Genomic DNA, 12465 nt, shown 5'->3' with positions numbered 1-12465 from the left:
TTATTCTGTTGAACTAAAAGGAACTGAAGAAAATAACTGACTCACGTTTTCTGCAATCTTTGGAGCGTTTACAGGATCTACTTGAATATCAGGTTTATCCTCTATCCTAATATCGTAGACCGCATTAAAGAGCTTAGATAAGTCAGCTTCGATAGAGATTAATTTATTTTCAGTGAGATCAAAACCAAAATTCGAAGATAACTCTACAGTTTTGTAATTATCTAGATTGGTCCCATGGCTGACAATGTGAAAAAGAAAATTCTCATCAGGTTGATCTCCAGTTGAAGAATATTCACCTTCTATTTTAAAAAAGATATACCCTGCCGACCAGCTCCAATGCATTAGGCTTTCTTCTGCTGTAGGCACAAAGTTATCTACATCATTGAGTGGGTAGTTGGATTGATCTACGCCTATCCCAAACTTTATTTTCTTGTAGTTGACAACGGGGATGTTTTCTAGGCTTATAATTTTACTGGAAGGCACCTCTTCATCGACTAGAAAATAACTGTCTTCTACAGGATAAGTGAAGATTTCACCATTGTCTTTAATAAATGAGATATTACTGATGATATATTTTAGCTCATTAATGGAGTAAGACTCACCCAATGTAGTTTGATAAACTCCGGTATTCAATTCTATGTTTTGAGAGTTTATCTTATTAGCAAAGCTGATCTCTATACTCGTAGTTTCAATAGTATCATCGTCTTTACAAGAAACTGCCAACATTGAAATAAGAACAAAGCAAATTATCTTTTTCATATTACTTTAATTTTATAATAAAGGCATCGTTATCTCCTTTATTTGTTGGGAAATCGCTGTCGTTGCTTGCCGTGGTACCAACTACGAAAATCTCCCTACTGGAATTTATTGCAGCATCATTCCCAAAGTCAAGACCACTTCCCCCGAAGGTTTTTTGCCATTTTAAGTCTCCATTACCGTCTATGATAAATCCCCAAATGTCATTAGAGCCATAGTTGATCTCCAATTGATCTGTCTCACTTCTTGAGCTACTGGTTATAAAATAGTCATTATTTCCTATAGCTATAATAGACTTTCCAGAATCGAATTCTGGTCCACCATAGGTTTTTTCCCAAATCAAGTTCCCATCCGTATCGAACTTGATGATCCATATATCTGCATTACCTCTCGGGTTTGAAACATCTTTATCACTACTCCTAGTATCACCAACTAGCATAAAGTGATTATCTTCTGTTTTTATAATATCAAAAGCAATTTCGATACTGCTTCCTCCAAAGTTTTTTTCCCAAACTAAATTGCCATCAGCAGAAGTTTTGACCACCCAAATGTCATAACTTCCATTCGGGTCAGTAATATCAAAGTCATCACTTTCAGAATGTCCTGTTTGGATATAGCCGCCATCTTGTGTTTGTATAACAGCGTAGCTTCTGTCATTATTGGTGCCCCCAAAATAACGTCTCCATTCCATATTACCTTCAGCATCCAATTTTATACCCCAATATTCTCCCACGCCATGCTTTGCTCTTTTAGGCTTTGATGAAGGTTTCAAATTCTCGAAATCATCATTTCCCTCTCCACCAGATGAAGTGACATCCAGAAATCCGGTAGCAAAATAGCCGCCATCTTGAGTCTGTATAATATCATATCCTCTATCGTTTCCAGAAAAACCGATGCTTTTTTCCCATTGAATACCCCCTAAAGCATCTAATTTTACGACCCAATAATCTTGAAATCCAAAATTTCCCGAAATATCGCCATCATTACTCCTAGAAAATCCAGTGACGGCAAAGCCTCCGTCATCGGTTTGGATTATACTTTGTCCTCTATCGTCATTACTTCCCCCAAATACCTTTTGCCATTGGATGTTTAAATCTCTATCTAATTTTACAAGCCAATAATCACTATCTGTTGAAGGCTTACCCGTAATGTCACCATCATTACTTTGTGTAAAACCAAATGCTGCAATACCACCATCGGGGGTTGCTACTACAGATAAGAAATCATCTTGTTGAGATCCCCCAATAGTCTTGATAAGGTCTATCTCACCCATAAATTCCTGGTCAATTCCTTCTGGAATTACTGATTCATCATCTTTGGAACATGAAAGAATTAATCCTAGACTTATTATGAAAACTATTTTATTAAACATTATTCGATGATCAATTTACGAGTGAAAGAATTATTTATTTTAAGCAAATACAGGCCAGAGTCGAAAGCCTCTAGATTGACCTGAATTTGCTTTTCATCTTGATAAGCTTTGGAAAAGATTTTTTGACCTAAAAGATTGAAAATTTCAATTTTTTGAATGTCTTCTTGGGTGTTTAGAACAGTGACATAAGACGACGCAGGATTAGGGAAAATTTTAAATTCCTGGTTTTGAAAATTAGAGGTTTCTAGAGTACCTGATTGTCTAATTAAAAAGAACCCCCTGTTAATGTCACTAACCACGATATTACCGCTTTCAAAATAGGGATAATTGCTCCACACGCCATCAAAATCAAAACTATTACTTTCAGGATAGGTATCGAAGAAGCCTACTTCATTTATCTCTTTATCACCTACACCAGAAATGTCTATGATTCTTATGCCTGCGGTATAATTCGATAAATAAAATGTATCTCCTTTAATATACCCATTATGGTCTATGGCTCCAGTTGGGCCAAAATATTCGTGATGAGGCATAGGGTTATCTAAATCTTCTAAATCAAATATTATCGTTTTTGTATCAAAACCATAGTCTCTTTCATCTAATTCATCTCCTAAGAAAAAATATTTTTGATCTTCTGTTAACCAACCCTGATGAGTATATCCGACATTGGTATATGAAATATCTGAAATTAAAACGGGGTTGGACTTATCTGTAACATCTACAAAGACAACTTCATCTGCATTACTTCCTAAATAAATTTCTCTACCAGCATAATCAGGATCAGGCCCATTATAAGTGACAACCTGAGCATCGTGAGTGTAAAAACTACCAGAATAGCCTCCCGCTAATTCAGGATTTAAAGGATTGGAGATGTCGACGATATGAGGTCCGCCATTATAAGTTGTGGTCCCAACAGCATAAGCATAAGGTTGTTCTGGATTGATCACAATATTATGAGCCCTACCAAAACCATCGTAATGTGCATCGTTGGTGAAAGTTGTGGGTGCATTGCTAACATTGCGAAGTCGAGTGAGGTCGAAGACTTGCATGCCATGTCCTGGGGCCTCCGAAACGATAAAAGCATAATTTCCATAAACTTTTATATCTCTCCATTGACTAGCATCCGTATGTGTTGGTAATTTACCTAGGTATATAGGGTTTGTAGGAGATGAAATATCAATAAAGGCAGTACCATTAGTCAACCCCATGATCGCATATTCTTTACCATCTTGAGGATCTGTCCAGCCCCAAGAGTCATTTCCATCAGATGCTGAAAGGGTGTTTAAGTCAATTTGGGACATTAAATCGTAGTCATTGCAAGGATAAGGCCCAGCAAAACCATTTTCACAGGGAGTTTGAGAATACGAATTGAAGCTCAAAAAAATTAAGGCGAGAAAAGAGTAGATGTTTTTCAAGATGTTTTTTTCAAATGTAAGTAATTATTCTCTAGTCAAGATTTGATTTTTAGACCCATAGAGACCAACTTAAATATGCTGTCCTTCTCAATTCCTTTGAGTAACTTTGCAATCAAACTGAAAATGTTATGTTTCAAAATACAAAAGAGAGCAAAACCAAATTATCAGAACTCGGTGAGTTTGGTTTAATAGACCACTTGACCCAATTTTTTAAAATTAAGCAAACCTCAACTATTACTGGTATCGGTGATGATGCAGCAGTTTTAAAACATGATAAACATACAGTGGTGACTACAGATCTTTTGGTAGAAGGCGTTCATTTCGATCTAGCCTACATGCCTCTAAAACACTTAGGCTATAAGGCTGTAGTGGTAAACTTATCTGATGTGTATGCGATGAATGCAAAAGCAGAGCAGATTACAGTCTCAATTGCGTGTTCCAATCGCTTTACAGTGGAGGCCTTGGAAGAGTTGTATAGTGGAATTGCCACAGCTGCAGAATTGTACAATGTAGATGTTGTTGGTGGAGACACCACTTCGGCAATAAAGGGGTTAACGATAAGTATTACCGCGATTGGTCAAGCCGAAAAAGAGGATATTACTTATAGGAGTGGTGCTAAACCTAATGATTTACTTGTAGTCTCAGGTGATCTAGGAGGTGCTTTTCTAGGGCTGAAGGTGTTGCAAAGAGAAAATGAGGTGTTTAAAGTGAACCCAAACGATCAGCCAGATCTCGAGAAATACAATTATATTGTAGAGCGGCAATTAAAGCCTGAAGCAAGAAAAGATATTGTAGAACTCTTAGCTGCTTTGGAAGTAAAACCGACTTCTATGATTGACATTAGTGATGGATTATCCTCAGAGTTGATGCATTTATGCAAACATTCTAAAGTTGGCGCAAATCTGTTTGAAGATAAACTTCCTCTTGATCCAATGTGTATTTCAACTTGCGAAGAGTTTGAGTTGGACTCTACCACAGTGATTCTCAATGGAGGGGAAGATTATGAGCTTTTATTTACGGTAGACCAAACTGATTTTGAAAAAATAAAAGCGAACCCACATTTAACGATTATCGGTCATATGGCTGAGCAAAGTGAAGGCATACATCTCATTTCTAGGATGAATACTAAAATCCCAATTAAGGCTAGAGGTTGGAACGGGATGAATGACGAGGACGAAGATTAAAAACTAAATTTTGGAACTTATGGAAATTAAAATATTTACTACAACGTCTAAAGTAGAATTAATGGGAATTAAGAACCTGTTAATGTCCGAGGATATAGACTATTTTGAAAAAGATAAAATGGATAGTTCCTACGCGGGTGCTTTTGGTCAGTATGAACTTTTTGTTTCTGAAAATAATGAAGACAAGGCTAGAGCAATTATTGAAAAATTTCAAGAAAGCTAGCAGGTTTTAATTCTAGACCTTAGGTTAATATTATTTGAAAATTTAGTGAGATAAGTGATTATTTTCTAATTTTAAGAAAAATTAAAAATTATGAAAAGACACGCAAAAGCAGTTTGGGAAGGTAGTATTAAAGAAGGTAAAGGGAACCTCTCTTCACAGAGCGGTATTTTAGATAACACACCCTATTCTTTTAAGTCTAGATTTGAAGACGGAAAAGGGACAAATCCTGAAGAGTTAATTGCAGCAGCTCACGCAGGATGTTTTTCAATGCAATTGTCTGGTTTTTTAACCGAGGAGGGTTATACTCCTGAAAGTCTTGAAACTAAAGGGGAAATAACTCTTAAAGATGGGTCTATCACAAATTCTCATCTCACACTTGTAGCCAAAATACCAGAAATTGGTCAGGAGAAATTCGATAGTTTAGTTGAGAAAGCTGAAAAGAATTGCCCGATCTCTAAGCTTCTATCTACTGAAATTTCAGTAGAGGCTACTTTAGTTCAGTAACAATAAGGATTATCTTTAAAAAATGCTGTTGAAAAGGTCAACAGCATTTTTATTTAGGTTTTGCTCTATGTAAATTCGCTAGAGCTTTTTTTATTTGACATAGAGTCTTCATCAATAAACGATATATTTGTAATAAATAATTTTGCACATGCTAGAAGCAGTACTTTTAGGATTTTTATTTTCTTTATTTTTAGTATTTGCAGGCTCTTACTTTAGAGGCAGACTAGCGGTATTGTCTTCGTTAATCCCGTTGAGTCTTTTTATTTATTTCTCTACATTTATCAGTGAAATAGCTGATGGTAAAGTTATTTACGAAAACCACGAATGGATCCCCAGTTTTGGAGTTAATCTTAGCTTTACCTTAGATGGGTTGGCACTTTTATTTGCTTTAATGATTACGGGTGTGGGGACCTTGGTCTTTGTATATACCTCTGCTTATCTAAAAGATCACAAATATTTAGACAGGTTTTACGGATATCTGAGCCTATTTATGGCAGCAATGCTTGGCTTAGTTCTGTCGGATAACCTGATGACTATGTTTATTTTTTGGGAACTAACGAGCATCTCCTCCTTTTATTTAATCGGTTTTAACAACGATAAAGAAGATTCTAGAAAATCTGCATTAATTGCACTTGGCGTAACTGGTATAGGAGGATTAATGCTATTAGGTGGTGCCGTTCTACTTGGAGATGTTGCTGGCACCTATCGTATTTCCGAAATGCTATCTTCAAGAGAAGCCATTGCCGATAGCTCGCATTATGTTTTAATTCTATTCTTTATATTTAGTGCTGCTTTCACCAAATCTGCACAGTTTCCATTTCATTTCTGGTTACCTGGAGCGATGAAGGCTCCAACACCGGTCTCTACCTATTTGCATTCTGCAACGATGGTAAAGGCAGGAGTTTATTTATTATTTAGAATGTCACCCGTTTTAAATGGTGCAGAAATTTGGCATACCGTATTGATTGTAGTAGGGGGAGTTACGATGATTTACTCTGCCATCCACATTATTTTTAGAACAGATCTCAAAGGAATCTTAGCCTATTCAACTATTTCAGCATTAGGAATTTTGGTTTTTTTGATTGGAATCGGAACCCAAGCAGCTCTTATCGCTGCTGCAGTTTTTATTGTGGTTCACGCTCTCTATAAAGCTTCTTTATTTTTGATCACCGGTATTATAGACCATGAAACGGGGACCAGAGATGTGACTCAACTTGCAGGTCTTAGAAAAGTCTTGCTGCCAGTCGCTATAGCTGGCTTTATCGCTGCGCTCATTAGCGGTGGTGTTCCGCCTACTTTGGGTTTTGTAGGTAAAGATTTAATTTATGAATCTACTTTGCATTTTAAAGATAATGCGATCTTACTCACCATTATAGCTCTATCCACAAACGTATTATTGTTTTACGCTGGTTTTGTAGCGGGAGTAAAGCCTTTTATCGGGAAACTACCAAAAAAGTTTGAAAAAGTTCATCTGCCAAGTCCGCTAATGTGGGTTCCACCTCTTATCATGACTTGTGCTGGATTGGTATTTGGTCTTTTTCCTGGTCTTATTGAAACAGCTATAGCAAAGCCTATTGCAATGACACAAGCACTTCAGTTCGAGGATTTTCATCTTAAACTATGGCATGGCTTTAATACCATTTTAGCGCTTAGTGCCACTACGCTTATCTTGGGTACCGTTTTATATTTTGTTTTGAAACCAAAGCACTCTTTGGAGAATACTATCGCAAAACTTGATGTAATTGCACCCAAAACATTACTATTAAACCTATCTGAGGGGTTTGCTGTGTTTTCTAAATACTGGACCAATATTTTTCAAACAGGTTATTTGAGACATTATCTTTTTATAATCGTAAGCTTTCTCATTTTGCTTTTGGGATACTTAATCTTTTCAGACTTTTCTCTAAAGATAGACACCTCTTCGCTAGCAGATTTAACCATTTACGAGATCTCCATTTTGATAATGTTACTTTTAGGGGTCTTATATACTGTATTTACCAAATCTAGATTGGCTGCTGTAGCCTCTTTAGGAGTAGTAGGGCTGTCATTCAGTTTGCTGTTTTTGTTTTATAGTGCACCAGACTTAGCAATGACTCAATTTTCTGTAGATACCCTAACTGTTATTTTATTTGTTCTGGTACTTTACAGATTACCGAAATACTTGAATTTATCCGATAGCCGACTCAGGATCAAACACGGTATATTATCCGTAAGCTTTGGTGTCTTAATTACGCTTCTTATTCTAAAAGTCTTAGGCGAAACCAAAAACACCGAAGTCACAGAATTCTATGCTGAAAATGCTTATAAGTTGGCAAAAGGCAAAAACATAGTCAACGTTATTTTGGTAGATTTCCGAGGGATAGATACGATGATAGAAATTTCAGTATTGATAGTAGCGGCCTTAGGAGTTTTTGGATTACTGAAATTGAGGCTAAAGACAAAAGATAAAAAATAATATGAGGACATTAATTTTAAAATCAGCATCTAGTTACTTGATTCCGGTATTACTAATATTCTCTGTGTTTATTTTACTTAGAGGGCATTATTTACCAGGGGGAGGATTTGTTGGTGGTCTTGTTGCCGCAATTGCTTTTGTTTTGGATGCTTTTTCCAATGGATTAGAAAAAACGAAAACCATATTAAAAATACATCCAGGATTTCTGATGCCTTTGGGCCTTTTAGTGGCTTTTTTAAGCGGAATTTCTCCAATGGTTTTTTCCGATTTGCCCTTTATGACAGGAATTTGGGCGGAAAATCCAATACCAGTCATAGGCGCAATTGGGTCTGCGTTATTTTTTGACCTTGGTGTATATCTAGTCGTGATAGGAGCGGCCTTAACGATCATTTTTACAATTTCAGAATCTGCTTAAATGGAAATACTCTTAGCAATTATTACTGGTGTTTTATATGCGTCTGGCATTTATATGATTATGCGTCGAAGCATGGTGAAACTTATTCTGGGTATTATCCTTCTTGGAAATGGAGTGAACTTATTGATATTTGTCTTAGGTCGTATCACCAAAGGGGAGCCTCCAATCATAGATTCTGCAGAAAAAGTTTTGGAAGGAGTTTATGCAGATCCAATTCCACAAGCCTTAATACTTACAGCCATAGTCATTAGTTTTGGGTTACAAGCCTTTGCTATTATACTTATGAAACGAACTTTTAAAGTCCTTAAAACAGACGATTTAGACCAACTTAATACTACAGACGAAGATTCATGACAAACGATATCATTATACTACCATTAGTGGTTCACCTGTTTTTCAGCATCGTATTGATGTTTTTCTGGAATAAAGTGGATTTTCAAAAAATCTTTAGCGTAGTTGCCAATTTTATAGCTCTACTTGTTGCCATTTGGGTTTTTATTTTTGTGTATAATAACGGTACACAAGTGGTGCAATCGGGAAATTGGGAAGCGCCTTTTGGAATTGTATTTGTGGGAGATATGTTGGCTGCGACTTTAGTTTTACTCACCGCTATTGCAGGTTTTGCAGTATCTATATTTTCTACGATATCCGTTATAAGAGCAAGATTGAGATTTGGGTATTTCAGCGTGTTTCATTTCTTGCTCTTAGGGCTAAATGGAGCTTTTCTAACTGGTGATATATTTAACTTATACGTGTGGTTTGAGATTATTATTATCAGTTCTTTTGTCCTGATAAGCATTGGGGGAGAAAAAAATCAATTGGAAGGCGCCGTCAAATATTTTGCACTTAACTTTTTTGCGTCCATGATCTTTTTAACGGCTCTGGGAGTTCTGTATGGCTTGGTAGGAACCTTGAATATGGCAGATATTTCATTGAAGATTGCTGAAGTCCAAAATAGAAACTTAGTGGAAATAAGCGCTGTTTTATTTCTGGTTGGCTTTGGAATCAAATCGGCTATATTTCCTTTGTACTTTTGGCTTCCTGCATCTTACCACACCCCGCCATCGGCAGTTTCTGCCATATTTGCAGGACTGCTTACCAAAGTTGGAGTTTACGCTTTAATACGTGTTTTTACACTGATTTATGGAGGAGAAGGATTTTTAAGTATTTTGCTTTTAACCCTTGCTATCATGACTATCTTTAGTGGCGGTGTTGGGGCTATTATCCAAAATAATATGAAGAAAGTATTCATGTACTTTATCATTTGCCATATTGGATTTATGATTGGAGGTTTAGCCTTATTTACTGAAGTCGCCATGGCAGGTGTTATTTTTTATCTTATTCACGATATTATCATTAAAACGAATTTATTCCTGATAAGCGGTTTGATTTATAGAATTAAAGGCACAACCAACATGAAGAAACTCGGTGGTTTGTACGCCAATTATCCCAAGTTGAGTTTACTCTTGGCAATTCCATTATTTTCTCTTATCGGAATACCACCGTTATCGGGGTATTGGCCTAAAATTTCACTAATTTTAGCAAGTTTCAATGCAGAAGAATATTGGTTCTTTGGAGCTTTAATCTTCGGAAGCTTAATCACCCTTATAGTTATTGCCAAACTTTGGTCGGAGGTTTTTTGGAAAGATCAACCCAAAATAAATTTTCCCGAAAAGTTTATTTATTTTGACCAACTCAGGATAGGACAAAAATTCACCTTTATATTCCCAATTGCTTTTCTAACTTTTGTAACTTTATATATTGGATTTGGGGCGGAACACATTCAGCAGCTGTCTCAGAGAATAGCTTCAGAATTAATAAATAACGAATTATATATAGACGCTGTTTTAAAAAGATAAGTCAAAATGAAAAGTAAATTTTTATCTAACATTTTGTTGACTCTTATTTGGGTATTTTTGACTGGTGGCTACGAGTTCAATAATTTCCTTTTTGGATTTATTTTGAGTTTTATTATCCTTTGGATCTTAAGCGGTGCGGAGGACAAAAGCAGTAAAAAATATTTTAAGATCATTCCTAGGATCATTTCATTCATCTTCTTTTTTCTCTGGGAACTTACCAAAGCAAATATTCAAGTTGCCTACGAAGTCAGTACCCCAAAGTTTAATATGAAGCCTGGAATTATTGCCGTCCCTTTGGACGCCAAAACAGATTTGGAAATTACTCTTTTAGCAAATTTGATAACACTTACACCTGGAACGCTTGCTTTAGATGTCTCTACAGATCGGAGTGTTCTCTACATTCATGCCATGTATGTAGAAGATAAACAAGAATTTATTGCAGATATTAAGACAGGATTTGAGAAACGCTTATTAGAAATATTACGATGAACGTACACGATTTTTTATATTATATTATTTTACCTATCCTTTCCATTTCCTCACTTTTGGTTTTTGTAAGGTTTTTTAAAGGGCCTAGCATTGTAGATCGTGTTGTTGCTTTAGATTTATTAATTACTATTGGAATTGGTATTATAGCGATATATAGTGTCATAACTGATGAACCAACATTTCTTGATATTTCTCTGGTTCTGGCTCTTATTGCTTTTTTAGGAACAGTAGCCTTTGCATATTACTTAGAAAAACGAAATAAAAATGATTGATATCCTTATTTACATCACTTCTGGTCTTGGGGCACTTTTTGTACTCCTAGCGGCTGTTGGCACTTTAAGAATGCCAGATCAATATCTTAGAATTTCTGTCAACACCAAGGCGGCAACTCTTGGTGTTGGTTTATTACTGGTCGCTGCTGCGCTATTCTTTTTAGAAATTTCAGTGTCCACGCGTGTGGTTACTGTAATCATATTTATTTTAATCACTGCTCCGGTGGGAGCACACCTTATAGGCCGAACCTCCTATTTTCTAGGAAATGAACTATGGGGTAAGTTTGTTATCGATGATTTGAAAGGTAAATACAATAAATCTACCCACGAATTAAAAGGAGAGGATAAAGAAACAGAAAGTGAAAATGAGAAAGATTCAACCCCTAAAACTTAAATTTCCTGAGACTTTACAAGAGAAACTCGATAAACGTAAAGATGAGGGATCATTCCGAGTGCTTAAGATTTCAGATTCAAGCTTAGTTGATTTTTCCTCAAACGATTACTTAGGTTTTTCAAAAAGTCAAGCTATTTCTGAATTTGCTCAGCGAAAACTTAAAGAGTATTCCAGTCAACTTCATGGGGCTACTGGCTCAAGACTGCTGTCCGGAAACTATCCTTTAATTACAGATTTCGAGAACTACTTAGCCAAGCAATATGATGCTGAAAGCGCCTTGATCTTTAACTCAGGCTATGATGCTAATTTAGGTCTTATCTCATCAGTTGCACAACGTCACGATTTAATTCTTTATGACGAATTAAGTCATGCCTCTATAAGAGACGGTATTTCGTTGAGTCCTGCTCATTCCTATAAATTCCAACACAATAATCTGAAGGATTTGGAAGCTAAACTTTCCAAATTTCAAAATCAATTTGAAACCATTTATGTCATAACGGAGCATGTTTTTTCCATGGATGGTGATGAAGTTGACGTAGAGGCGGCCTTAGAGGTCTGTGAAACTTATGGGGCTTGCTTTATTTTGGACGAAGCCCATGCCATAGGAACTTTGTCTAAAACAGGTTACAGAGATTTAGGGAATAAGATCTTTGCTCGAATTATTACTTTTGGTAAATCGTTTGGATCCCACGGTGCAGTGATTCTAGGCTCACAGGATTTACAAGATTACTTGATCAATTTTGCAAAAAGCTTTATTTATACCACAGCTCTTGGTCAAGATACTATAGCTAGAAACTGGGCAGCTCATGACTATTTGAGAACTCAATCGCAAGATTTTGAAAGCTTAAGGTCTATCATTTGTTATTTTTTAGAAACCCTAAAGACCCATGAACTGGCGAGCTATTTTATAGAAAGCAACTCTGCAATTCAATCCTGTGTGATTGGAGGAAACCAAAAGGTAAAGACAATTTCAAACCAACTTCAGGCAGAAGGCTTTGATGTAAGACCCATCTTATCGCCAACAGTTCCAAAAGGAAGTGAAAGGTTGAGGTTTTGCTTGCATAGCTATAATACAGAAGCTGAAATTTCAAAAAGTTTAAGTAAATTATCAGAACTTTTAAACTAGA

Annotated in this window: 14 protein-coding genes; 11 read left to right on the top strand and 3 right to left on the bottom strand. The window is 36.2% G+C overall.

The genetic code is table 11. The annotated features are described in order from the left end of the window. The 3 genes from PGOND44_RS08055 to PGOND44_RS08045 are packed head-to-tail and all read right to left on the bottom strand — an operon-like array spanning position 1 to position 3543. Complete coding sequence (locus tag PGOND44_RS08055; protein ID WP_003439660.1) at positions 1-759, bottom strand: MbnP family protein; 759 nt, start codon at positions 757-759, stop codon at positions 1-3. A gap of 1 nt (position 760) precedes the next feature. Continuing rightward, a complete protein-coding gene (locus PGOND44_RS08050; RefSeq protein ID WP_003439658.1) occupies positions 761-2128 on the bottom strand; it encodes a hypothetical protein in 1368 nt (455 codons plus the stop codon). Further along, complete coding sequence (locus PGOND44_RS08045; RefSeq protein ID WP_003439656.1) at positions 2128-3543, bottom strand: choice-of-anchor B family protein; 1416 nt, start codon at positions 3541-3543, stop codon at positions 2128-2130. The genes PGOND44_RS08050 and PGOND44_RS08045 overlap by 1 nt, the downstream gene beginning before the upstream one ends. A gap of 128 nt (positions 3544-3671) precedes the next feature. Between PGOND44_RS08045 and thiL the strand changes: the two genes are divergently transcribed. The 11 genes from thiL (at position 3672) to PGOND44_RS07990 (ending at position 12464) form a co-directional block, all read left to right on the top strand. Next, on the top strand, positions 3672-4727 hold the full coding sequence (gene thiL / locus PGOND44_RS08040) for a thiamine-phosphate kinase (protein WP_003439654.1): 1056 nt from the start codon (positions 3672-3674) through the stop codon (positions 4725-4727). A 19-nt stretch (positions 4728-4746) separates the two neighbouring features. After that, on the top strand, positions 4747-4950 hold the full coding sequence (locus PGOND44_RS08035) for a putative signal transducing protein (protein ID WP_003439652.1): 204 nt from the start codon (positions 4747-4749) through the stop codon (positions 4948-4950). 90 nt (positions 4951-5040) lie between these two features. Next, entirely contained in the window at positions 5041-5454 is a 414-nt protein-coding gene (locus tag PGOND44_RS08030) for an OsmC family protein (protein ID WP_003439650.1), read from the top strand. A gap of 148 nt (positions 5455-5602) precedes the next feature. Then, entirely contained in the window at positions 5603-7909 is a 2307-nt protein-coding gene (locus tag PGOND44_RS08025; RefSeq protein ID WP_003439648.1) for a putative monovalent cation/H+ antiporter subunit A, read from the top strand. A gap of 1 nt (position 7910) precedes the next feature. After that, positions 7911-8324 carry a Na+/H+ antiporter subunit B gene (locus tag PGOND44_RS08020; RefSeq protein ID WP_003439646.1) on the top strand — a complete coding sequence of 138 codons (414 nt, stop codon included), beginning with the start codon at positions 7911-7913 and terminating at the stop codon, positions 8322-8324. Then, a complete protein-coding gene (locus tag PGOND44_RS08015) occupies positions 8325-8678 on the top strand; it encodes a Na+/H+ antiporter subunit C (protein WP_003439644.1) in 354 nt (117 codons plus the stop codon). Next, complete coding sequence (locus tag PGOND44_RS08010) at positions 8675-10183, top strand: proton-conducting transporter transmembrane domain-containing protein (RefSeq protein WP_003439641.1); 1509 nt, start codon at positions 8675-8677, stop codon at positions 10181-10183. The genes PGOND44_RS08015 and PGOND44_RS08010 overlap by 4 nt, the downstream gene beginning before the upstream one ends. 6 nt (positions 10184-10189) lie before the next feature. Beyond that, entirely contained in the window at positions 10190-10672 is a 483-nt protein-coding gene (locus PGOND44_RS08005; protein ID WP_003439640.1) for a Na+/H+ antiporter subunit E, read from the top strand. After that, positions 10669-10944 (top strand): cation:proton antiporter, encoded by a 276-nt coding sequence (locus PGOND44_RS08000; protein ID WP_003439638.1) that lies wholly within the window; start codon positions 10669-10671, stop codon positions 10942-10944. The genes PGOND44_RS08005 and PGOND44_RS08000 overlap by 4 nt, the downstream gene beginning before the upstream one ends. Beyond that, positions 10937-11338, top strand: a complete 402-nt coding sequence (mnhG, locus tag PGOND44_RS07995) for a monovalent cation/H(+) antiporter subunit G (protein ID WP_003439636.1) — start codon at positions 10937-10939, stop codon at positions 11336-11338. Before PGOND44_RS08000 ends, mnhG begins: the two co-directional genes overlap by 8 nt. Beyond that, on the top strand, positions 11310-12464 hold the full coding sequence (locus tag PGOND44_RS07990; protein WP_003439634.1) for an aminotransferase class I/II-fold pyridoxal phosphate-dependent enzyme: 1155 nt from the start codon (positions 11310-11312) through the stop codon (positions 12462-12464). Before mnhG ends, PGOND44_RS07990 begins: the two co-directional genes overlap by 29 nt. Position 12465 lies beyond the last annotated feature (1 nt).

The organism is Psychroflexus gondwanensis ACAM 44, from assembly GCF_000355905.1.
GTDB classification, from domain to species: domain Bacteria; phylum Bacteroidota; class Bacteroidia; order Flavobacteriales; family Flavobacteriaceae; genus Psychroflexus; species Psychroflexus gondwanensis.
The sequence above is the reverse complement of the archived record's forward strand: the minus strand, read 5'-3'. Positions and strand labels throughout refer to the sequence as shown.